22 protein-coding genes, 3 tRNA genes and 2 pseudogenes are annotated in these 20,897 nt (G+C 66.6%); 14 read left to right on the top strand and 13 right to left on the bottom strand.

Translation table 11 applies throughout. The features are described from left to right. Positions 1–4 precede the first annotated feature (4 nt). Positions 5–1,879, bottom strand: a complete 1,875-nt coding sequence (locus G6N50_RS22255; protein ID WP_083097304.1) for an alkyl/aryl-sulfatase — start codon at positions 1,877–1,879, stop codon at positions 5–7. Between the two features lie 177 nt (positions 1,880–2,056). On the opposite strand from G6N50_RS22255, the gene G6N50_RS22250 reads away from it, so the two are divergent. After that, positions 2,057–2,542, top strand: coding sequence for a lipoprotein LpqH (locus G6N50_RS22250; protein WP_083097302.1), 486 nt, complete (start codon positions 2,057–2,059; stop codon positions 2,540–2,542). On the opposite strand, the gene G6N50_RS22245 is transcribed toward G6N50_RS22250, so the two are convergent. From G6N50_RS22245 to G6N50_RS22225, 6 genes are all read right to left on the bottom strand, one after another. Continuing rightward, positions 2,539–4,077 (bottom strand): sensor histidine kinase, encoded by a 1,539-nt coding sequence (locus G6N50_RS22245; protein WP_083097301.1) that lies wholly within the window; start codon positions 4,075–4,077, stop codon positions 2,539–2,541. The genes G6N50_RS22250 and G6N50_RS22245 overlap by 4 nt on opposite strands. After that, positions 4,055–4,759: a response regulator transcription factor gene (locus G6N50_RS22240; protein WP_067913133.1), complete on the bottom strand. Its 705-nt coding sequence runs from the start codon at positions 4,757–4,759 to the stop codon at positions 4,055–4,057. Before G6N50_RS22240 ends, G6N50_RS22245 begins: the two co-directional genes overlap by 23 nt. A gap of 151 nt (positions 4,760–4,910) precedes the next feature. Beyond that, positions 4,911–5,066: a DUF6131 family protein gene (locus tag G6N50_RS28915; protein WP_165606956.1), complete on the bottom strand. Its 156-nt coding sequence runs from the start codon at positions 5,064–5,066 to the stop codon at positions 4,911–4,913. A 24-nt stretch (positions 5,067–5,090) separates the two neighbouring features. After that, positions 5,091–5,330: a hypothetical protein gene (locus G6N50_RS22235; protein WP_067836350.1), complete on the bottom strand. Its 240-nt coding sequence runs from the start codon at positions 5,328–5,330 to the stop codon at positions 5,091–5,093. Between the two features lie 105 nt (positions 5,331–5,435). Further along, positions 5,436–5,843 (bottom strand): MmcQ/YjbR family DNA-binding protein, encoded by a 408-nt coding sequence (locus tag G6N50_RS22230; RefSeq protein ID WP_083097299.1) that lies wholly within the window; start codon positions 5,841–5,843, stop codon positions 5,436–5,438. Between the two features lie 102 nt (positions 5,844–5,945). Further along, positions 5,946–6,890, bottom strand: coding sequence for a class I SAM-dependent methyltransferase (locus tag G6N50_RS22225; protein ID WP_083097331.1), 945 nt, complete (start codon positions 6,888–6,890; stop codon positions 5,946–5,948). Between the two features lie 124 nt (positions 6,891–7,014). Here G6N50_RS22225 and G6N50_RS22220 point away from each other — a divergent pair, with 124 nt between their 5' ends. From G6N50_RS22220 to G6N50_RS22205, 4 genes are read left to right on the top strand one after another with little or no spacing between them, the layout of a single operon-like run. Then, a complete protein-coding gene (locus tag G6N50_RS22220) occupies positions 7,015–7,371 on the top strand; it encodes a nuclear transport factor 2 family protein (protein WP_083097297.1) in 357 nt (118 codons plus the stop codon). A gap of 39 nt (positions 7,372–7,410) precedes the next feature. Continuing rightward, a complete protein-coding gene (locus G6N50_RS22215; RefSeq protein WP_276053088.1) occupies positions 7,411–8,409 on the top strand; it encodes a phosphotransferase family protein in 999 nt (332 codons plus the stop codon). A 19-nt stretch (positions 8,410–8,428) separates the two neighbouring features. After that, positions 8,429–8,914 (top strand): hypothetical protein, encoded by a 486-nt coding sequence (locus tag G6N50_RS22210; RefSeq protein ID WP_083097294.1) that lies wholly within the window; start codon positions 8,429–8,431, stop codon positions 8,912–8,914. Between the two features lie 9 nt (positions 8,915–8,923). Next, the gene (locus tag G6N50_RS22205; RefSeq protein WP_232068817.1) at positions 8,924–9,496 is read left to right on the top strand and encodes a GNAT family N-acetyltransferase; all 573 of its coding nucleotides are present in this window, start codon (positions 8,924–8,926) and stop codon (positions 9,494–9,496) included. Here G6N50_RS22205 and G6N50_RS29775 read toward each other — a convergent pair. After that, positions 9,493–9,621 carry a hypothetical protein gene (locus G6N50_RS29775; RefSeq protein WP_264028567.1) on the bottom strand — a complete coding sequence of 43 codons (129 nt, stop codon included), beginning with the start codon at positions 9,619–9,621 and terminating at the stop codon, positions 9,493–9,495. The genes G6N50_RS22205 and G6N50_RS29775 overlap by 4 nt on opposite strands. 364 nt (positions 9,622–9,985) lie before the next feature. Between G6N50_RS29775 and G6N50_RS22200 the strand changes: the two are divergent. After that, positions 9,986–10,337: pseudogene (locus G6N50_RS22200) on the top strand (WhiB family transcriptional regulator); the annotation flags it as partial. A gap of 42 nt (positions 10,338–10,379) precedes the next feature. Here the strand turns inward: G6N50_RS22200 and G6N50_RS22195 are convergent. Both G6N50_RS22195 and G6N50_RS22190 read right to left on the bottom strand, forming a co-directional pair. After that, positions 10,380–10,452: transfer RNA gene (locus G6N50_RS22195), tRNA-Arg, on the bottom strand. Between the two features lie 30 nt (positions 10,453–10,482). Next, positions 10,483–10,574, bottom strand: a tRNA-Ser gene (locus tag G6N50_RS22190). A gap of 83 nt (positions 10,575–10,657) precedes the next feature. On the opposite strand from G6N50_RS22190, the gene hisC reads away from it, so the two are divergent. Both hisC and G6N50_RS22180 read left to right on the top strand, forming a co-directional pair. Continuing rightward, entirely contained in the window at positions 10,658–11,725 is a 1,068-nt protein-coding gene (gene hisC / locus G6N50_RS22185) for a histidinol-phosphate transaminase (protein WP_083097292.1), read from the top strand. A gap of 10 nt (positions 11,726–11,735) precedes the next feature. Further along, a complete protein-coding gene (locus tag G6N50_RS22180) occupies positions 11,736–12,197 on the top strand; it encodes a DUF4334 domain-containing protein (protein WP_083097291.1) in 462 nt (153 codons plus the stop codon). 116 nt (positions 12,198–12,313) lie between these two features. Here G6N50_RS22180 and G6N50_RS22175 read toward each other — a convergent pair whose 3' ends face one another. Continuing rightward, entirely contained in the window at positions 12,314–12,898 is a 585-nt protein-coding gene (locus G6N50_RS22175) for a TIGR03086 family metal-binding protein (protein WP_179970050.1), read from the bottom strand. Between the two features lie 23 nt (positions 12,899–12,921). On the opposite strand from G6N50_RS22175, the gene G6N50_RS22170 reads away from it, so the two are divergent. The 4 genes and pseudogenes from G6N50_RS22170 to G6N50_RS22155 all read left to right on the top strand — a co-directional run bounded on the left by G6N50_RS22170 (position 12,922) and on the right by G6N50_RS22155 (position 16,441). Continuing rightward, positions 12,922–13,746: a crotonase/enoyl-CoA hydratase family protein gene (locus tag G6N50_RS22170; RefSeq protein WP_083097289.1), complete on the top strand. Its 825-nt coding sequence runs from the start codon at positions 12,922–12,924 to the stop codon at positions 13,744–13,746. 84 nt (positions 13,747–13,830) lie between these two features. Beyond that, the gene (lipE, locus tag G6N50_RS22165) at positions 13,831–15,066 is read left to right on the top strand and encodes a lipase LipE (protein ID WP_083097287.1); all 1,236 of its coding nucleotides are present in this window, start codon (positions 13,831–13,833) and stop codon (positions 15,064–15,066) included. A gap of 29 nt (positions 15,067–15,095) precedes the next feature. Continuing rightward, entirely contained in the window at positions 15,096–15,284 is a 189-nt protein-coding gene (locus G6N50_RS22160; protein ID WP_083097286.1) for a hypothetical protein, read from the top strand. Positions 15,285–15,321: 37 nt separating this feature from the next. Next, positions 15,322–16,441: pseudogene (locus G6N50_RS22155) on the top strand (Rv2629 family ribosome hibernation factor). A gap of 3 nt (positions 16,442–16,444) precedes the next feature. On the opposite strand, the gene G6N50_RS22150 reads toward G6N50_RS22155, so the two are convergent. Next, positions 16,445–16,531: transfer RNA gene (locus tag G6N50_RS22150), tRNA-Ser, on the bottom strand. Positions 16,532–16,568: 37 nt separating this feature from the next. Here G6N50_RS22150 and G6N50_RS22145 point away from each other — a divergent pair. Further along, complete coding sequence (locus G6N50_RS22145; RefSeq protein WP_083097328.1) at positions 16,569–17,537, top strand: NAD(P)H-quinone oxidoreductase; 969 nt, start codon at positions 16,569–16,571, stop codon at positions 17,535–17,537. A gap of 15 nt (positions 17,538–17,552) precedes the next feature. On the opposite strand, the gene G6N50_RS22140 is transcribed toward G6N50_RS22145, so the two are convergent. Further along, positions 17,553–18,749, bottom strand: coding sequence for a cysteine desulfurase-like protein (locus tag G6N50_RS22140; protein WP_083097285.1), 1,197 nt, complete (start codon positions 18,747–18,749; stop codon positions 17,553–17,555). Between the two features lie 118 nt (positions 18,750–18,867). Between G6N50_RS22140 and G6N50_RS22135 the strand changes: the two genes are divergently transcribed. Beyond that, positions 18,868–20,841 (top strand): DUF6541 family protein, encoded by a 1,974-nt coding sequence (locus tag G6N50_RS22135; RefSeq protein ID WP_083097284.1) that lies wholly within the window; start codon positions 18,868–18,870, stop codon positions 20,839–20,841. The last annotated feature ends 56 nt before the right edge of the window (positions 20,842–20,897 follow it).

The following is a 20,897-nucleotide window of genomic DNA, read 5'->3' as shown; positions in this document are numbered from 1 at the left end:
GATCTCACGGCGTGACGATGTTGAAGTTCTGGTCCGGCTCGTCGAGCACACCGAGGAACGTCTGCAGCGCCGACTGGTCGCCTGACACTTCCAGGCCCGGCGAGGCGAAGTCGCCCATCGCCACCAGCAGCAGCCGAAACTTGCTGTCCAACGTGACCGTGACGGTTGCCGTCGCGGGATCCGCGGCCACCTTGCGGTAGATCAACACGCCATTGCGCAGGGCGAGCCGGTAGTTGGTCGCCGAATCGGAGAAGGTCATGTCGATCGCGATGTCGAGGTCCCAGCTACTGGGCCCGTCGACCCGAAGAGCGAAACTGTCGAAAATCTGCTCCGACGTCAGCTGTTTGGCCATCGACATCGAGGCGGCCGTGACGGCGGTGCCAAAATTGCCGGCGCGCAATTCCGTGGCCCCGCTCATGAAGAAGTTTCGCCACACCGCATTCTCGGCGCCATAGGCCAATTGCTCCAACGTGTCGGCGTACAAGGCCCGGGCCGGTGCGTAGTCGGCGTCGGTGAAGATCGCATGGTCGAGTAAGGTTGCTGCCCAACGGAAATCGCCCGATTCGAAGGCGCCCCGGGCAAGCTCGACGACGCGGTCGATCCCTCCCATCGCCTCGACGTACCGCGGCGCGAGGGCTTCCGGCGGGTGCGGCCACAGCCGGCCCGGGTTTCCGTCGAACCAACCCATGTAACGCTGGTAGATCGCCTTGACGTTGTGGTTGACCGACCCGTAGTACCCGCGGGTGTGCCACGCCCGCTCCAAAGCCGGTGGCATCTGGAACATTTCGGCGATCTCGACCCCGGTATGTCCCCGATTCAGCAGACGCAGCGTTTGGTCGTGCAAATACGCATACAGGTCCCGCTGCAGCGACAGGAACTCGACGATGTTGTCTCGGCCCCAGGTCGGCCAATGGTGCGACGCGAACACGACGTCGGCGCGATCGGCGAAGGTGTCGATCGCTTCGGTGAGATAACCGGACCAGGCGTGCGGGTCGCGCACCAGCGCGCCACGCAGGGTCAGCAGGTTGTGCAGATTGTGGGTGGCATTCTCGGCCATGCACAAGGCGCGGAAACGCGGGAAATAGAAATGCATTTCGGCGGGAGCCTCGGTGCCCGGTGCCATTTGGAACTCGATCTCGACGCCATCGATGGTGTGCTTTTCGCCGGTCTCGCGGATGTCGACAGTGGGGACGATGACGGCCACCTCGCCGGTGGACGGCGCCTGGCCGAGCCCACACCCCACCTGGTCCAGCGGGCCGCGCGGCAGCAGGGTGCCGTACATGTACGTCGCCCTGCGAGTCATCGCCGGACCCGCGTATACGTTTTCCTGCACCGCGTGCTCGATAAAACCCTCCGGCGCGAGGACGGCCACCGCGCCGGCATCCACGTCGGCCTGCGAGGTGACGCCCAATACCCCGCCGAAATGGTCGACGTGGCTGTGGGTGTAGATCACCGCAACGACGCGGCGGTCACCACCCCGGTGGGTGCGGTACAGCGCCAGCGCCGCCGCGGCCACTTCGGTGGACACCAGCGGATCGATGACGATGATGCCGTTGTCGGATTCCACGAAGGTGACGTTCGAGATGTCGAAACCCCGGACCTGATAGATACCCGAAACCACTTCGTAGAGGCCCTGTTTGGCGGCCAGCGTCGACTGCCGCCACAGGCTGGGATGAACCGTCGCCGGCGCGGCGCCGCCCAGAAACGAATAGGCATCGTTGTCCCACACCACGCGCCCGTCGGCCGCCTTGATCACGCATGGGGACAGGGCGGCGATGAATCCACGGTCGGCGTTGACGAAATCCGCTTCGTCGTCGAAAGGCAGAACGAGGTCGCGATGAGCCGACTCGATGACCGCGCTGGGAGGCTTGTGGTCCACCCTCGTAACCTTGCCATTAATGCGCCATTCCACGTAGCGCTCCGGTGGCAATATGTCTACCGACTAATGAACCCAGAAACAATTTCCTGAGGCTCTGGATCCCGGCTCAGTTAACCCGCATACTGCCCAGACGGCCCTCAATGCCGAGGACCGCAACTATCGGGCAAAGGAGAACAGGTGAAGCGTCAATTGACGGTCGCGGTGGCCGGAGCGGCCATTCTCGCCGCGGGTATTTCCGGCTGTTCGAGTAATAACAAGTCGACCACAGGCAGTTCCTCGAGCAGCTCAAGTACCAGCGCGTCGGCCAGCTCCGGTGGAGCCGCCGGTACGAAGGTCACCATCGACGGCAAGGACCAGAACGTCACCGGCTCGGTCGTGTGCACGAACGCGGGCGGCACCATCAACATCGCCATCGGCGGTGCGGCGACCGGCATCGCGGCCGTGCTCAGCGATGGCAACCCGCCGCAGGTGAAATCGGTTGGGTTGGGCAACGTCAACGGCGTGACCCTCGGCTACACCTCGGGTACCGGCCAGGGCAACGCTTCCGCCAGCAAGGACGGCAACACCTACAAGATCAGCGGCACGGCTACCGGGGTGGACATGGCCAACCCGATGCAGCCGGTCAACAAGCCCTTCGAAATCGATGTGACCTGCAATAGTTAGTTAGGTGAGGCGTCTTGGGCGCCTTGGGAATTGGGTGCGGGCGGTTGCCATCCGTTGGGTGGCAACCGCACCGTGAATTCGGTACGGCCCGGCGTGCTGTCCACCGTGATCGTCCCGTTGTGCGCCCTGACAACCGCAGAGACGATCGCCAGGCCCAGCCCGGTGCTACCGCCCTTGCGAGAACGCGAAGAGTCGCCGCGGGCGAACCGTTCGAAGACCTCGGATTGCAGCGCCGCGGGGATGCCGGGCCCGTTGTCGATGACCTGCAGCACGGTGTGCGACGGCTCGGTGCTCAACCGCGTCGTCACGATGGTGCCCGCCCCGGTGTGGACGCGGGCGTTGGCAAGCAGATTGGTCAGCACCTGATGTAGCCGCGCCGCGTCCCCGGTGACGACCACCGGTTCCTCGGGCAGGTCGAGTTCCCATTGATGGTCGGGTCCGGCGACGTGAGCGTCGCTGACCGCATCGACCGCCAAGCGCGACAAATCGACCGGTTCGCGTTCCAGCGGCCGGCCGGAGTCCAGCCGGGCCAGCAGCAGCAGGTCTTCGACCAGGCGCGTCATCCGTTCGGTCTCGGATGCCACCCGGCTCATCGCCTGCGCCACCGCCTCACGGTCGTCGCCCATCCGTTGGGTCAGTTCGGTATAGCCGCGGATCGCCGCGAGGGGCGTCCGCAGTTCGTGGCTCGCGTCGGCGACGAACTGGCGCACCCGCGTCTCGCTGGCCTGCCGCGCCGACAACGCGGCCGCGATGTGGTCCAGCATCTGGTTGAGGGCCGTACCGAGTTGCCCCACCTCGGTGGAGGGGTTGGCGTCGGATTCCCGTACGCGCACCGGTAGTTCGACCTCGCCGCGCGCCAACGGCAGGCTGGCGACCTTGCTGGCGGTTTGCGCGACGCGGCGCAACGGTGCCAGCGCCCGCCTGATGATGATCACCCCGGCGGTGGTCGCGGCGACCAGCGCGATGACGGTGACGATCCCGAAAATGACCAGCATCCGCATCAGGGTGGTGTCGATGTTGGCCATCGACAGGCCCGTGACGATGACGTCCCCGCCGCTTCGGCTCGGGGCGGCGACCACTCGGTAGCGGCCCAGCCCGTCGAGGTCCAAAGTGACCGGCTTACGGCTGTTGGCGATGCCGGACAGCTGCAGCTGGGCGGTCGGGGTCAGCTCGGCCCGGTCGCCGCTGCTCGTCGTGTATCCGGCGTCCACCGTGTTCCCGTGGCTGACCACCGCGGCCACCATGCCCGCGGGCTGGCCCGGGGCATCCAGGAATCGCGGACCGGGCCCCGGCCGTGGATAGACGTGCTGATGCCGCCAGCCCGAATGCGGCGGCTCGGGGTACATGAGCGCCGAGCGATAGGACGTCCCGGCGAGCTGCCCGTCGAGCTGGGCCACCAGGTGGTGCAGCAACGCCAGTTCGGTCGCCGCGGTGATGCCCACGCATACGAATGCCAAGACGACGATCTGTCCGACCAGCAGGCGCAGCCGAAGGGACCAGACCCGCCGCGTGTCAGCGGGCCGGCTTGAGGACATAACCCGCGCCGCGCAGCGTGTGGATCATCGGTTCCCGGCCGTTGTCGATCTTCTTGCGCAGGTAAGAAATGTAGAGCTCGACGATGTTGGACCGGCCGCCGAAGTCGTAACTCCAAACCCGATCCAGGATCTGGGCTTTGCTCAGCACCCGCTTCGAGTTGCGCATCATGAAGCGTAAAAGCTCAAATTCGGTGGAGGTCAACGAGATTGGCTCACCGGCACGGGTGACCTCATGGCTGTCCTCGTCCAGCACCAGGTCCCCGACCACCAACTGCGCGCCGCTGTCCACCGTCGTCACCCCGGTGCGGCGCAGCAACGCCCGCAGGCGCAGCACGACCTCTTCGATGCTGAACGGTTTGGTGACGTAGTCGTCGCCGCCGGCCGTCAGGCCGGCGATGCGGTCTTCGACGGCGTCCTTGGCGGTCAGCAGCAGCACGGGCAGCTGCGGGATCTCTTCGCGAAGCTTGTGCAGAACGTCGAGGCCGCTCATGTCGGGCAGCATCACGTCGAGGACGACCACGTCGGGCCGCTGGGAACGGGCGGCCGCAATGGCCGATGCCCCGTCGCCGGCGGTGGAGATGTTCCAGCCCTCATACCGCAGTGCCATCGATACCATGTCGGCCAGGACCGATTCGTCGTCTACAACCAGAACGTTGATGGGGTTGCCGTCTGCACGGCACATGACCACCCGCTCTACAGAGGCTCGGGGCTGTGTCACAAGTTCCAGTATCCGACGGGGGCTGAGCCAATGCTATGGCCAACCTATGCGCATCCTGTGAAACAAATCGCGCGACTGCTGAGCAGTCGCGCGATCCGTTTTCCGGCCGGAGCGGTTAATACCAGTAGCGCCTGCCGGCCACCGGGCGGCCGACCGAGCCCAGAATCCACAGGATCGCACCGATGACCAGCAGGACGATGCCCAGCGTGATCAGGATGGATACGTGGAAGAAATACCCCAATACAAGAAGGACAATTCCCAAGATAACCATGTTGACTTCCTTTTGAGTGAGCGGTTAGAGGTTGATGGATTCCATTGAACTTGGTTGCGGCAGATGGCAATCCGTGACTTTCGGATTGACACCGAAATAATTCAGGGGTCCGGCGATCACGGTCACCGCAACCGTGCCCGCCGAGGCGCATGATGAGTTGTCATTTTTGAAGTAGTCGCGCTGCCACGCCGCGAAGACTCCGATCAGCAACCACACCAAAGCAACCGTTCCGATGATCCCGCTGCCACGCATCGTGACCTCCAATATGTTCGAGAAGAAGTTTTCTCGTGGACGTGAAGTTACCCATTCGACTCATGTCTAAACATGCAATTGGTTATGCGGCAGGGCTTGTCGGCACAGGTCGCAGCGTCAGATATGGTCGACGAGCCAGGTCGCGGCCCGCTTCTTCGACGCCCGGGACAACCAGGCGTCCTGGATCAGCTCAGCTAATTCGGTTCTGCTGATTTCCGCCAGCCGGCTGGCCCGCACCAGGACCGAAGGATGCCCGTCGAAATGATCCGTGGTGAAAAACGGCGACGTGGGATCGGAGATCAACGCCAACTTGTCGCTCTCCGATTCCACCCAGAGCATGATCACGTCCGCATAGCGCTCGCCGGTGTCAGGATCGGCCGCGTCGGGCCGCGGTGTGCGGAAGAAGACGAACGACTTTCCGCCCACCTGGTAAATAGCGTTGCCCTTGGGCCCCTCCAGGCGCTGAACGTGCATCGCGGCGGCGATCTCATGCACATCACCGACCCGGGCGCGTCGATCAGCCATAACGGCGAGGGTACCGGCCGTCCCGGGCCCGCACCTCACCTGCAGTGAGAGGCGTTGCGGTGCTGCGCGTTTGGGACTCGCGGCGACCCGTGGGTCCCTTGATCAGCCCGCTCGTCGCTGCGCGGACACGTAGAGGGTGGGCGGCATCGAGTCGTCGGCGCCGGCCGGAACGCTGCGGCCGTACCGCGCCATCAACTCCGCGAACGTCGCCGTCGTGACATCCCAGCCACGCTCACGCAGCCAGCCGTCGACGGGCGTGCGCTCCTCCGGGTACCAGAGGTCGTCGAAGTCGGTGATCTCGGCGTTGACCAGTTCTGCGGCCGCGGCCCGCATCCGTCGCATGTCCTCGCGCTGGCGCTGCACACGACCGGGGTCGGTGAACCCCGAGTCGGGCACGTTGGACGCCAGCCTGCTGCCCTCGGCGCTCAGCGAATCGATCCGCTCGAACAGCAGGTCCTGGGCCTGCGCCGGCAGGTAACGGACCAGGCCCTCGGCCGACCAGACCGCCGGCCTCGAGGCATCAAATCCGGCCTCCTGCAACGCTTTCGGCCAATCCTGGCGCAGGTCGATCGGAACGTTGACCAGGTGCGCCTTGGGCTCCGCCCCGTGCTCGCGCAGCGTGTTGGATTTGAACTCCAGCACCTTGGGCTGGTCGAGCTCATAGACGACGGTGCCGTCGGGCCATGGGAGCCGCCAGGTGCGCGCGTCCAGGCCGGCCGCCAGGATCACCACCTGCCGGACGCCGGCGTCCGCGGCACCGAGGAAGAACTCGTCGAAGAACGCCGTCCGGGTGGCCATGAAGTCGACCATCAGCTGGAGCCGGTTCCGCAGGTCCGGCTCCCCGTCGCCCGCCTTGGCCAGCAGCGCGGGGTCGGCGTAGATGCTCCACATCCCCTCGCCGGCGGCGTCGACGAACACGCGCGCGAACGGGTCGCTGATCAGGGGGTTTTCGCTCTCGGTCTCGGCCGCGCGAGCCGCGGCGACACCCAGCGCGGTGGCGCCCACGCTTTGAGTGATCTCCCAGGAGTCGTTGTCGGTCCGCGGCATCGGCATTTCCTTCCCCAGAAAGTAAGTTATGCACACTATTCTTCCAGCCGCCGCCGCCCGGGGCCGCCCCTCGCCCCTGCCCTAGTCTTTTTCCCAGACGGTCCACAGGTTGCAAGGGAGTGCCATGACGCCTACCCCGCGTACGCCGCAGGAGGTGTTCGCCCACCACGGCACGGCGCTGGCCGCCGGCGACCTCGCTGAGATCGTCGTCGACTATGCCGAGGATTCCGTGCTGATCAGCCCCGCCGGCGTCGCCCGCGGCAAGGATGCCATCCGCAGAGTCTTCGCGACACTGCTCGGCGATCTGCCGGATGCGAACTGGGACTTGAAAACCCAGCTGTTCGATGACGACGTGTTGTTCCTCGAGTGGACCGCCGATTCAGCGGTCAACCGGGTTGACGACGGTGTTGACACGTTCGTGTTCCGCGAAGGCATGATCCGGGTGCAGACCGTCCGATACACGCCGCACGCGAAGGGCTGAGGAGTGAACTACGTAGATCTGGAAGCCGTAGCGGAGTGGATGTCCGGGCAGGGCCTCGGCGAGGGGCCGCTGCAGGACGTTTCCAGTGTCACCGGCGGAACCCAGAACGTCATGCTGCGTTTCACCAGGGCCGGCCGGACCTACGTGCTGCGGCGCGGGCCTCGGCACCTGCGTCCGCGCAGCAATAGCGTGATCTTGCGGGAGACGAAAGTCCTTGCCGCACTTGCCGGTTCCGATGTTCCCCATCCACACCTGATCGCCGCCTGCGAGGACCCCGCGGTGCTGGGCGACGCCGTCTTCTACCTGATGGACCCGGTCGACGGCTTCAACGCGGGCGAAACCCTGCCACCGTTGCACGCCGGCGACGCCGAGGTGCGGCACGGCATGGGCCTGTCGATGGCCGACGCGCTGGCCAAGCTGGGCGCCGTCGACCACATCGCGGTGGGTCTCGCCGACTTCGGAAGGCCCGAGGGCTTCCTGGAACGCCAGGTGCCGCGCTGGCTTTCGGAGCTGGAGTCCTACAACGAGTACGACGGCTACCCCGGGCCCGACATCCCGGGCATCGAGGAAGTCTCGGCCTGGCTGGACCGGCACCGGCCGGCCAATTGGACGCCGGGCATCATGCACGGCGACTACCACGCCGCCAACGTGATGTTCTCCCGCACCGGCCCGGACGTGGTCGCGATCGTCGACTGGGAGATGTGCACGATCGGGGACCCGCTGCTGGATCTGGGCTGGCTGCTGGCCACCTGGCGCCAGCCCGACGGTTCCAGCGTGTTCAGCCACGCCCTGGGCGGCCAGGACGGATTGGCCAGCACCGACGAGCTGCTCGAGCGTTACGCCGCCAACACCACCCGCGACCTGTCCCATGTCACCTGGTACACGGTGCTGGCCTGCTTCAAGCTCGGGATCGTGATCGAGGGGACGCTGGCCCGGGCCTGCGCCGGAAAGGCGGAGAAGGAGGTCGGCGACCAATTGCACGCCGCCACGGTGCACCTGTTCGAGCGTGCGCTGGGCCTCATCTCCGGCGAGGGCTGACCTACTAACATCTCCACTCGTGCCGCCTTATCCCGAGGAACCGGATTACTACTCCGAGCCCACCGCGGCCGCGCGGTACGGCGGGTATGACGAGCCGCAGGCCCAACCACCGGAGCCGCCGACGCCGTGGTACCGCCGTCCGGCGGCGCTGGTCGCGGCCGGGGCCATCGGGGTGATCCTGCTGGCCGCGCTGGTGTTCGCGGTGGTCAAGCTCACGAGCGGGTCTCCGGCGCCCAGCCCCGCAACGCCGACGACCCCCGTCCCGTCCACCAGCGCCCCAGCGACCACGACGACGCACGAGCCGCGGCACCACGGGGGCGGCGGTGGCGGGGCGCCGACCGAAACCGTGACCGAGACGGCCCCGCCGCCGAGCACCGACACGCCCACGACGACGGAGCCGCCGACCACGGTCGCACCGAGCACCGAAACCAGCACCGTCACGCAAACCGTGACCGAACCACCCCGCCGGGGACCGTTCGGCGGACCCTTCCAACCGCGCCCCTAGCGCGGCGACGTGCAGGCGAGCAGCGGCCTGGTCCGCCCGGCATCGGCAGCGGATGCCGCTGCGTGCCTTGCCATTTATCGGCCGTACGTCGAGCACACGGTCATCAGTTGGGAGATTGCCGTCCCGACCGAAAATGAGATGGCCGCGCGCATCGCCGCCGCCCAGACGAGCCACGAATGGCTTGTGCTGGAACGCGATCGCCGAGTGATCGGCTTCGCCTACGGGCACGCACTCAACCGCCTTGCGACGCACCAGTGGTCGACCGAGACCGGGATATACCTCGACGCCGACTATCGCCGCACCGGAGGCGGGCGCGCGCTCTACACGGAGCTGTTGCACAGGCTCACCGAGCGGGGCTACCGGCAGGCGTTTGCCGGCATCACCCAACCCAACGAGGCCAGCAACAGCTTCCACCGCTCTTTCGGGTTCACCGACGCCGGGCTATACCGACGTGTCGAGTGGAAACACGGCAGTTGGCACGACGTCGCGTGGATGCAGTTCGAACTGCCGGCCGCTTGCGGGCCCGACGAACCCCCCGGCCAGATCGTCGGGCCGAGTGGGATGCGCGAATCGGAGGCTTAGCCGCCGCCGGCGCCACCACCGAGGAAACCGCCGCCGGCGCCACCACCGACAAAGCCACCACCGGCGCCGCCACCCAGGAAACCGCCGCCGGCGCCGCCGCCGATCTGCTCAATGCTCTTGGTCATGAGCGGAAGTTATCGGCGAAAAACCTCGACGACAAGAAACTGGGTCTTAACGATTCGAATCATTTCGGATTGCCGAACCCTGAGCTGGCGAGCGCGCACGAAGGGATTCGAACCCCTAACCTTCCGTGCGTGGTCAGGCGTCGCGCGAGAGACACCTTAGCGCCTGAGCGCTTGTGACATTAGCCCCTAGGTTTGCTTCAGGACTTTTTCATACGGTCGCGACAGACGCCTGATCGACACCGGCCTATCCGCGCAGCAGTGGGAGATTGAAACATCCGGGAACCCGGCCCCCCGCGTTCGCTGCGGGATGAGACAGGAAATCGAACTCGTCTGCTGATTTCGGCCGAGTGTGAAAGGGGGACTGATGTCAGCTACCGGGAGCACCGCAGCAAGCAACACAACTGGTTCAGTCCACCGCTCTGTCCACATCGCGAAAACCGACTCCCGCTCCGACTGGGTGTCCGAAGCGCGCTGTCTCGTGATCGATCCGGAGGAATTATTCGTGCCCGGCGCCGCCCAGCACACAGCCGCAGCGATCTGCCGGCACTGCCCGGTGATCATCGAGTGCGGCGCTGAGGCGCTCGACAACCGAGTCGAATTCGGCGTCTGGGGCGGGATGACCGAACGGCGGCGCCGTGCCCTCCTCAGGCAGCACCCGGAGGTCGTGTCCTGGGGCCCGGTTCTCCGCCGCGCAGAGTAGGCAACGTACGTGCATCAGCACCGCAGAGGCTGATTTAAAGGCGGCGGCGATCAGTGAGCGCGCCCGAAGGGATTCGAACCCCTAACCTTCTGATCCGTAGTCAGATGCTCTATCCGTTGAGCTACGGGCGCCTTGTTCTTCAGTTGTCGATCCGTGTTCCGTGGCGGAGGCGAGAGGATTTGAACCTCCGGTCCCCTTTGAGGGGGACAACTCATTAGCAGTGAGCCCCATTCGGCCGCTCTGGCACGCCTCCCTTGGACTTTCTGAGGGTACCGACCCCTTTCCGGTCTCGCGGAACCGGCCATACTGTACACAGTCGAGACATAAACTGTCGAAGTGACCGCTCGCCTTCGCAACGAACTGGCCGGACTGCCAGTGTATGTCCCCGGCAAGAACGTGCCGGGCTCTATCAAACTGGCCAGCAACGAGACCGTGTACGGGCCGTTACCCAGCGTGCACGCGGCTATCGAACGTGCGGTAGCCGTCGTCAACCGCTACCCGGACAACGCCAGCGTGGACCTCAAGGCCGCGCTGGCAATGCACCTGGGTTCCGACGTCGCCCCCGAGCACATCGCGGTCGGTAGCGGTTCGGTCACCTTGTGCCAGCAGCTGGTTCAGATCACCGCCACGGCCGGCGACGAGGTGATGATCGGCTGGCGCAGCTTCGAGTGCTACCTGCCCATCATCCAGGTGTCGGGCGCTGCGACCGTCAAAGTGCCGTTGACCGACCACACGCACGATCTCGACGCGATGCTCGCCGCGATCACCGACCGCACCCGGCTGATTTTCGTGTGCAACCCGAACAATCCGACGTCCACCGTCGTCGACCCGGACGCGCTGACGCGATTCGTCGACGCCGTGCCGCCGCACGTGTTGATCGCCATCGATGAGGCCTACGTCGAATACATCCGCGACGGCATGCTGCCCAACAGCTTGGACTTGGCGCTGACCCGCAGCAATGTCGTTGTGCTGCGGACCTTTTCGAAGGCCTACGGGTTGGCGGGCTTGCGCGTCGGTTATGCGATCGGCCACCCCGACCTGATCACGGCGCTGGACAAGGTGGTCATGCCGTTCGCGGTGACGAATGTCGCTCAGGCTGCCGCCATCGCGTCCCTCGAGGCCTCCGGCGAGCTGATGGCGCGCACCGACGCGCTGGTCGTCGAGCGCACCCGCGTCAGCGACGCTCTGCGCGACGCCGGATTCGAGCTGCCCCCGTCACAGGCCAACTTCGTCTGGCTGCCGCTGGGCGAGCGCACCATGGACTTCACCGAGCAGGCCGCCGACGCCCATCTGGTGGTGCGGCCGTTCGCGGCCGAAGGCGTCCGTGTCACGATTGGCGCGCCGGAGGAAAATGACGCCCTGCTGCATTTTGCCCGCGATTGGATTGCCCGCACCGAATCGTAAGGAGTCGTCCGTGGACCTCGCGCGGAAGAAGTTCACCGAGTTCAAAGAGCGCAGCGGCGACATCGCGGATTCCGAGCTCGACGAATTCTGGGCCCAACTTCAGCCCGCGACGATCGAGGGGATGCTCGGCGAGTGGAAGGGCGGCGAATTCCAGACCGGCCACAAGATGAACGGCCAACTGGAAAAGGCCGGCTGGTACGGCAAGACCTTCAAGTCCGTCCGCGACGTGCAGCCCCTGGTCTGCCTGGACGCCGACGGCAACAAGTTCTCCAACGTGGAGATGGGCAAGGGTGAGGCCAGCCTGTGGCTGGAGGAGTTCCGCGGGGAGGTCACCGCCACCATGGTTTACGACGGCCAGCCGGTGCACGATCACTTCAAGAAGATCGACGACGACGCCGTGATGGGCATCATGAACGGCAAGGGCGTCCGGGATAACGGCAAGTACTACTACTTCTACCTGGAACGGGAGTAACTCCCGGGCCGTCGCTTTGGCCGTCGAGTGTGAACTGACGGTTTTGCGTGTGCGTCCAGCGCGGCGACACGCCGGGCGCGCCCGCAGTGGCGCAACACTCGACGCCCAGCGCCGCGCTACCCCGCCGGATTGCGGCCGGTGAACGCGACCAGCTGCTCGAGCGCGCCGGCGTCGGCCGGGACGTCGACCGGGTCGTCGAATCCGGCCTGACCGCGCAACTCGGGCCTGATGATGTGCCGCGCGAGCCCCAGCACGTATTCCGCCAGCGGCTCGGGAGCATTGATCTCGTGATCCAGCGCGGCGGCGTAATCCCAAGCGTGGACCAGGAATTCGATCGACAGGATGGCGCACGCGCTGGTTGCGGGCATCTCGCCCTTTCCGAACGGCACCGTCCCGTCCAGACCGTGGCGGTGCCAGGCGTCCAGCGCCGGCCGGGCCGCGGCGACCACCTGACGCTCCACCGAATCGCCCTCGTCGCGCTCCGGAATCTCCGCGCCCACCATGCCCCCGAGGCCCCTGATCGAGTTCAGCAGGTGCCCGGTCAGCGCCGACACGTCGAATTCCGCGCACGGAGTCTGGCGGGACAGGTCGTCGGCGGCGATGGTGTGCAGCACCCGCTGCAGCACCCCGAAGGTGTCTTCAGCGCTGTGCAGCTCGTCGGTGGGCGGTGAATGCGGTCCGGGTCGCAAGTCAGGAGCCATATTCGCCACGCTACGGTCTCGATATGGCGCAAGCATACGAATCGGTCACCGTCGAGACGAAAGACCACGTCGCCCAGGTGACGCTGATCGGGCCAGGCAAGGGCAATGCGATGGGACCGGCCTTCTGGTCGGAGATGCCGGAGCTGTTCGCGGCGCTGGACGCCGACCCCGACGTGCGGGCCATCGTGCTGACCGGGTCGGGCAAGAACTTCAGCTACGGCCTGGACGTGCCCGCGATGGGCGGCGCGTTCACCCCGCTGCTGTCCGGTGCCGCGCTGGCCGGCCCGCGCGCGGCGTTCCACCGCGAGGTCAAGCGCATGCAGGGCGCCATCACCGCCGTCGCGGACTGCCGCACCCCGACCATCGCCGCGGTGCACGGCTGGTGCATCGGCGGCGGCGTCGACCTGATCTCCGCGGTCGACATCCGCTACGCCAGCGTCGACGCCAAATTTTCGGTGCGCGAGGTCAAGCTCGCCATCGTGGCCGACGTCGGCAGCCTGGCCCGCCTGCCCTACATCCTGAACGACGGACACCTGCGCGAACTAGCGCTGACCGGCAAGGACATCGATGCCGCCCGCGCCGAGAAGATCGGCCTGGTCAACGACGTGTACGCCGACGCCGACGCCACCCTGGCCGCGGCGAACGCCACCGCCGCGGAGATCGCCGCCAATCCCCCGCTGGCCGTCCACGGCATCAAGGACGTTCTCGACCAGCAGCGTGTCGCCGCGGTGTCGGAGAGCCTGCGCTACGTAGCCGCCTGGAACGCCGCCTTCCTGCCGTCCAAGGACCTGACCGAGGGCATCGCGGCGACGTTCGAGAAGCGCCCGCCGCAGTTCAAGGGCGAGTGATTGGACGCCACGTACCCTCGCTGAGGTGACGACGACACGCGCTGGCGACGATGCAGGGCGCAGCGATGAGGAGGAGCGGCGCCCGTGACGGCAGACGGCAGGATCCGCCTTCCGGCGGACTTGGACGCCGTGACGGCGATCGGTGCCGAAGACCACTCCGAAATCGACAGCGCCGCCGTCGACCGGATCTGGCAGGCCGCCCGGCACTGGTACCGGGCCGGCTTCCACCCCGCCATCCAGCTGTGCATCCGCCAGCATGGCCGCGTCGTGCTCAACCGCGCGATCGGCCACGGCTGGGGCAACGCCCCGAGCGATCCGCCCGATGCGGAGAAGATCCCCGTCACGCCCGACACACCCTTCTGCGTGTACTCGGCGGCCAAGGGAATGGCGGCGACCGTGGTGCACATGCTCGTCGAGCGCGGTGTCTTCTCCCTAGACGACCGGGTGTGCGAATACATCCCCACGTTCACCAGTCACGGCAAGCATCGGATCACCACCCGCCACGTCATGACCCACAGCGCCGGACTGCCCTTCCCGACCGGGACCAAGCCGGACGTCAAACGCGCGGACGACCACGAGTACGCACAGCAGAAGTTGGGCGAGCTGCGCCCGCTCTACCGGCCCGGGCTGGTGCACATCTACCACGCGCTGACCTGGGGCCCGCTGGTGCGCGAGCTCGTTTACGCGGCCACCGGCAAGGAGATTCGCGAGATCCTGGCCACCGAGATCCTCGGCCCGCTCGGTTTCCGGTGGACCAACTTCGGCGTCGCCGAGGAAGACCTGCCGTTGGTCGCGCCGAGTCACGCCACCGGCCGCCCGTTGCCGCCGGTGATCGCCCAGATCTTCCGCAAGGCGATCGGCGGGACCGTGCACGAGATGATCCCGATCACCAACACCCCGCTGTTCCTCAACACCATCATCCCGTCGTCCAACACCGTGTCGACCGCGCAGGAGATGTCGCGGTTCGCCGAAATCTGGCGTCGTGGAGGCGAACTCGACGGCGTGCGGGTGATCAGCCCGGAGACCATGTACGGCGCGATTACCGAATGCCGAAGGCTACGACCGGATTTCGCGGTCGGGTTGCAGCCGGCCCGCTGGGGCACCGGGTACATCCTCGGCACCAATCGGTGGGGGCCGTTCGGGCGCAACGCGCCACACGCGTTCGGGAACCTGGGCCTGGTCAACATCGCGATCTGGGCCGACCCCGCGCGCGGGCTGTCGGCCGGCGTGGTGAGCAGTGGTAAACCCGGGCGGGATCCCGAAGCTAAGCGGTATACGGCCCTGCTGGACACGATCACCGCCGAAATCCCGACCGGTTGACGGCGACGGGCAGTGGGAACACTGCCCGCATGGCTACCTATCGAGTGCTCGATCCGAAGGGTGACGTCGTCGCGACCAAAGACATCGAAAGCGCCGACGACGCACATGCGTGGTTCGTCGACAACAAGGCCGACAACAGCGAACTCGGCTGGCGCATGGAAGTGAAGCACGACGGCGACTGGCACTTCTTCGACGACAGCGAGGGCGACCGAAGCTAGGTGTTTGTCCCCCGGCTCGGGGAGCAACCAACAAGGCATGGACTCGCAACGCTTCCGCAAATTGCTGGACGCACCGGGGCCGTTCGCTTCGGTGTATTTCGACGATTCACACGACACGCACAACGCCGAGGCTCAACTCGAGCTGAAGTGGCGGGCGGTCCGAGAAGAGCTGGACCGGCAGGGCGCCGGCGCAACGGTCATCGGCCAGATCGAGGACGCGGTGATGAACCTGCGTCCGCCGATCGGCCGCAGTGGACGCGCGGTGGTCGCCAGCGCCGACGGTGCGGTCATCAACGAGCACCTGGCGCGCCCCGCCGCCATCGATGTTGTGCGGGTCTCCGATTGCCTTATCTGGTAACGATTCTGGAGCAGAGCTTCGATCATCCCGACTACGTGCTGGTAGTCGTCGACCACAGTGGTGCTGACATCACCACGCACATCGGCGGAACGCTGCGCACCGAGACCGTCGATGGCGGTGGCCATCCGGTGCACAAATCCGCCGGTGCCGAGTTCGCGGGCTACGGCGACCTCCAGTTGCGGACCGAAGAGGCGGGCCGCAAGAACTTGCGGGCCGTCGCCGACCGCGTCGCGGAGCTCGCCGACGACAAGGCGATCGAGGTGATCTTCGTGGTCGGTGAGGTGCGCTCGCGTTCCGATCTGCTCGCCGCGCTACCCGAGCGGTTGCAGCAGCGTGCGGTGGCGCTCGAGGTGGGCGCACGCCACAGCGGTCACGACTTCAGCGAGATCGAGCACGCCATCGAAAACGAATTCGTCAAGCGCCAGCTGCGCACGATCGACGATGCGGCGCAGCGCTTTACCGCCGAGATCGGGCGGCAGTCCGGGCTGGCGGCCGAGGGACTCGGCGCGGTCTGCTCGGCGCTGCGTCAAGGCGCGGTGGAGACGCTGATCATCGGAGACATCGGCGATGCGACCGTCGTCGCCGACGAAGGCTTGACGACGCTTGCCCCGACGAAAACGTGTTGTCCGAGCAGGGCGCCGCTCCCGCCAAGACGCTGCGGGCCGACGAGGCGCTGCCGGTATCGGCGATCTCGGTCGGCGCCGCCCTGGTGCGCACCGACGAGCGGATCGCCCCGGCCGACGGCGTGGGTGCGGTGCTGCGCTACGCGCCGACGCTGCACCAGAGTGTCGACTCGTGAGAGCGGTGGCGGAGGGATTTGAACCCCCGGACGGTTTTAGCCGTCTCTCGCTTTCAAGGCGAGTGCATTAGGCCGCTCTGCCACGCCACCACGAGTAAGGGTAACGGGGGTCGGTAGCGTGGCCACCATGCGCGCCATCGTCGCCGAATCACCCGATCAGCTCTCCTGGCAGGAAGTGCCCGACGTTTCCGCCGCGCCGGGCGAGGTATTGGTCAAGGTGGCCGGCGCCGGCGTGAACCGCGCCGATCTGCTGCAGGCCGCCGGCAAATATCCGCCCCCACCGGGAGCCAGCGAGATCATCGGCATGGAAGTGTCCGGCGTCATCGCCGACGTCGGCTCGGGTGTCGCCGAATGGTCTGTCGGACAACAGGTTTGCGCGCTGCTCGCCGGGGGCGGATACGCCGAGTACGTCGCCGTTCCCGCCGGCCAGCTGCTGCCCATTCCGGACGGCGTCGATCTGGTCGACGCCGCCGGGCTGCCCGAGGTTGCCTGCACCGTGTGGTCGAACCTGGTGCTGACCGCCCACCTGGGCAAGGGCCAGCTGCTGCTGATGCACGGCGGGGCCAGCGGCATCGGAACGCACGCGATCCAAATCGCCCGGGCGTTGGGTGCCCGGGTGGCCGTCACGGCCGGGTCGGCGGAGAAGCTGGAATTCTGCCGCGAGCTGGGCGCCGAGATCACCATCAACTATCGCGACGAGGACTTCGTCCAGCGGCTGCGGGAGGCCGGCGGCGCCGATGTGATCTTCGACATCATGGGCGCCTCCTATCTGGACCGCAATATCGACGCCCTGGCCACCGACGGGCAGCTGGTCATCATCGGCATGCAGGGCGGCATCAAGGGCGAGCTCAACATCGGCAAGCTGCTGGCCAAGCGCGCCCGCGTCATCGGCACCACACTGCGGGCCCGCCCGGGCACCGGGCCCAACAGCAAGGCGGAGATCGTGCAGGCGGTGATCGGGTCGGTATGGCCCATGATCGCCGAGGGCCGCGTCCGGCCGATCATCGGCGCGCGCATACCGATTCAGCAGGCCGGCGAGGCGCATCAACGACTGACGTCGAGCACGGTGACCGGGAAGATCGTGCTGACGGTTTAGCGGGCCGGCCCAGCCTCAACCCAGGGAAGCCAGCGCGCGTACCAGCTGGTCGACTTCAGCCGTCGTCGAGTAGTGCGCCAGGCCGACGGTGACCGCGCCGCCGATGTCGTTGACGCCCAACACATCGAGCGCGCGGGAACTTTCGTTGGTGACGGCCAGAATCCCGTTGTCCGCCAACCGCTGCACGACGCGCTCGGCGGGCACGCCGTTCAACGCGAAACTGACCACCGGGATGCGCACCTCGGGACGGCCGATCACCATCACCAACGGCAGCGAGCGCAACGACACCATCAGGTAGTCGTAGATCCGATTCAGATACGAGGTGGCCGATTGCATCGACACGGCCAACCGTTCGCGCCGGGCGCCGCGAGCGGATTCGTCGAGCGACGCCAGGTACTCGATGCTGGCCACCACCCCGGCCAGCAGGCCGAACTGGTGCGCGCCGATCTCGAGGCGGGCCGGCCCGGTGGCCTTGGGGTCCGGCGAGATGGAACTGAACGAGTTGAGCAGCGCCGGATCGCGGAACACGATCGCCCCGATCGGCGGACCCCCCCACGCCGCGGCGTTCACCGCCACCACGTCGGCGTCGGTCTCCTTCACGTCGAGCAGCCGGTAGGGCGCCGCGGCGGAATGGTCGACCACCACCAGGCCGCCCACGTCGTGCACCAGCTTGGTCATCGCCCGCAGATCGGTAACCGTGCCCAGCGTCGCGGAGGCCGAGGCGACGGCGACCAGCCTGGTCGACTTTCCGATCAGGCCTTCCCACTGCCACGTCGGGAGCTCGCCCGTCTCGATGTCGATCTCGGCCCACTTGACCTTGGCGCCGTACCGGTGCGCCGCGCGCAGCCACGGGGCGATGTTGGCTTCGTCATCCAGTCGGCTGACGACCACTTCATAGCCCAGACCGGCCCGTGACGACGACGCCTCGGCCAGCGCGGACAACAGGATCGCCCGATCGGCGCCCAGCACGACACCCGCGGGTTCGGCGTTGAACAGATCGGCCACCGCCGCCCGTGCCGCGTCCAAAACAGCGGCACTGCGCTGAGCGGATGGGTGTGCGCCCACGGTGGTGGGGCCAGACCTGCGGAAGGCCGTCGACACCGTGGTCGCGACCGAATCGGGGATCAGCATCCCGGCCGGGGCGTCGAAGTGCACCCACCCGTCACCCAGCGACGGATGCAGTCCGCGCACCCGGGCGACGTCATATGCCATGTGGGCCACCTTAGAGCTTCCGCTTTTTTGCGAAACTGTGACGGTAGCGGGTGCCACACAGGTTCCGGCCAGTTGGTGGCTTTCCGAGCCAGGGCACCCGGCCAGCCATACTAGTCGAGTGGGGCTCTGGTTCGGAACGCTCATTGCATTGTTTTTGCTGATAGCGCCCGGGGCGATCATCGCACGCATCAGTCAGTTGTCTTGGCCGGTCGCGGTCGCGATCGGCCCGGCGCTGACCTACGGCGTGGTCGCGCTGGCCATTATTCCGTTCGGCGCCATCGGAATTCCGTGGAACGGGTGGACCGCGCTGGCCGCGCTGGTCGTGGTGTGCCTGCTGATGACCGGCCTACAGCTGCTGCTCGCCCGATACCGCGACCGTCACGCCGAGGGCCGCGGGGTCAGCCGCTGGCCGGCCATCACGGTGGGGGCGGGCGTGCTGCTGGGTGCCCTGCTCATCATGTGGGCCGCTTATCGCGGCCTGGCCGCCCACTGGCAGACCATCCCGAGCACCTGGGACGCCGTCTGGCACGCCAACGAGGTGCGGTTCATCCTGGACACCGGTCAGGCGTCGTCGACGCACATGGGAGAGCTGCGCAATGTCGAGACCCATAAGACGCTGTACTACCCGTCGGTGTTCCACGCCCTGATCGCCGTGTTCTGCCAGCTGACCGGGGTGGCGCCCACCACCGGTTACACGCTGAGTTCGGTCGCGGCGGCGGTCTGGCTGTTCCCCACCAGCGCGGCGATGCTCACCTGGCATCTGCTGCGACCGCGCACCACGCAGTGGTGCTGTGCCGGGGCGGCGGCCACCGCGGCCGCGCTGTCGGCGTCGTTCACCGCGGTTCCCTACGTCGAGTTCGGCGTCGCCGCGATGCCCAACCTGGCCGCCTACGGGGTCGCGGTCCCGGCGTTCGTGCTGATCACCACCACGCTGCGGCACCGCGACCGCATCCCTGCGGCCGTCCTGGCGTGGGTGGGCGTCATGTCCGTGCACATCACAGGCGGGGTGATCGTGTTGCTGTTCTTGCTGGCCTGGTGGGCCCTGGCGGCGTTGTGGCGGCCGGTGCGCGGGAGGCTGGCCGATTTCCTGACCCTGACCTGCGTCGCCGTGATCACCGGCTTGATCCTGCTGCCGCAATTCATCAGCGTGCAGGGGCAGGAAGACATCATTGCCGGACACTCGTTTCTGAGCCACCTCAGCAAGAAGCGAGGGATCTTCGACGCGGTCTTCCAGCACTCGCGCCACCTCAACGACTTCCCGGTCCAGTACGGGCTGATCACGGTCAGCGCCATCGGCGGGGCCATTTTCCTGATCAAGAAGATCTGGTGGCCGCTGGCCGTGTGGTTGCTGCTCGTCGTGGTGAACGTCGACGCCGGTAACCCGCTGGGCGGCCCGATCGGCGCGGTGGCCGGAATGTTCGGCGAGTTCTTCTACAAAGATCCCCGCCGCATCTCGGCGGCCATCACGCTGTTGTTGGAGCCGATGGCCGGTGTCGCGCTGTTCGCGATCGTGATGGCGGTGGTGGCGGGGGCGAAGCGGGTCACCTCCCGTTTCAGACCGCTGGCCACCCCGGTCTGGATCGCGATCACCGCGGTTCTGCTGGTGGCGGCCACCGTGCTCAGCGGGCGCCATTACTTCTACCGGCACCTGGTGTTATTCGGCGACAAATACGACTCGGTCATGGTTGACCAGCGCGACCTGATGGCCATGGCCTATCTGGCCAAGCTGCCCGGTGCGCACGACACCCTGATCGGGAACTCGAACGTCGACGGCACCGCGTGGATGTACGCGGTCGCCGACCTGCACCCGCTGTGGACCCACTATGACTTCCCACAGCAGACCGGCCCGGGTTATTACCGGTACATCTTCTGGACCTCGGCCCGCAAAGGTGACTCCGATCCACGGGTCCTCGAAGCGATTAAAGCTCTCAATATTCGGTACATCTACACCAGCACGCCGACTGTCCGGGGGTTCGCCGTACCCGAAGGACTAGTGTCACTGGATAAGTCGAAGTCGTGGGCGTTGATCTACGACAATGGCGGTGCCCGAATTTATGAATGGCGCGGAAACGGCACGACGCCACACTCTTAGTCCACAAAGGATGGTGACGCATTGAGTACCCCCAACGACGACGACGGCGTCGAAAT

This window comes from Mycobacterium mantenii, assembly GCF_010731775.1.
GTDB lineage: Bacteria > Actinomycetota > Actinomycetes > Mycobacteriales > Mycobacteriaceae > Mycobacterium > Mycobacterium mantenii.
The sequence above is the reverse complement of the archived record's forward strand: the minus strand, read 5'-3'. Positions and strand labels throughout refer to the sequence as shown.

Excerpts from the sequence above, each read along its gene's own strand:
- G6N50_RS28915 (WP_165606956.1), bottom strand. The coding sequence starts at position 5,066 with ATGGTTATCTTGGGAATTGTCCTTCTTGTATTGGGGTATTTCTTCCAC.
- G6N50_RS22240 (WP_067913133.1), bottom strand. The coding sequence starts at position 4,759 with ATGTGCCGTGCAGACGGCAACCCCATCAACGTTCTGGTTGTAGACGAC.
- G6N50_RS22175 (WP_179970050.1), bottom strand. The coding sequence starts at position 12,898 with ATGGCTCCTGACTTGCGACCCGGACCGCATTCACCGCCCACCGACGAG.
- G6N50_RS22160 (WP_083097286.1), top strand. The coding sequence starts at position 15,096 with ATGGCTACCTATCGAGTGCTCGATCCGAAGGGTGACGTCGTCGCGACC.
- G6N50_RS29775 (WP_264028567.1), bottom strand. The coding sequence starts at position 9,621 with ATGACCAAGAGCATTGAGCAGATCGGCGGCGGCGCCGGCGGCGGTTTC.
- G6N50_RS22170 (WP_083097289.1), top strand. The coding sequence starts at position 12,922 with ATGGCGCAAGCATACGAATCGGTCACCGTCGAGACGAAAGACCACGTC.
- G6N50_RS22230 (WP_083097299.1), bottom strand. The coding sequence starts at position 5,843 with ATGGCTGATCGACGCGCCCGGGTCGGTGATGTGCATGAGATCGCCGCC.
- G6N50_RS22215 (WP_276053088.1), top strand. The coding sequence starts at position 7,411 with ATGTCCGGGCAGGGCCTCGGCGAGGGGCCGCTGCAGGACGTTTCCAGT.
- G6N50_RS22245 (WP_083097301.1), bottom strand. The coding sequence starts at position 4,077 with ATGTCCTCAAGCCGGCCCGCTGACACGCGGCGGGTCTGGTCCCTTCGG.
- G6N50_RS22140 (WP_083097285.1), bottom strand. The coding sequence starts at position 18,749 with ATGGCATATGACGTCGCCCGGGTGCGCGGACTGCATCCGTCGCTGGGT.
- G6N50_RS22145 (WP_083097328.1), top strand. The coding sequence starts at position 16,569 with ATGCGCGCCATCGTCGCCGAATCACCCGATCAGCTCTCCTGGCAGGAA.
- G6N50_RS22220 (WP_083097297.1), top strand. The coding sequence starts at position 7,015 with ATGACGCCTACCCCGCGTACGCCGCAGGAGGTGTTCGCCCACCACGGC.
- G6N50_RS22225 (WP_083097331.1), bottom strand. The coding sequence starts at position 6,890 with ATGCCGCGGACCGACAACGACTCCTGGGAGATCACTCAAAGCGTGGGC.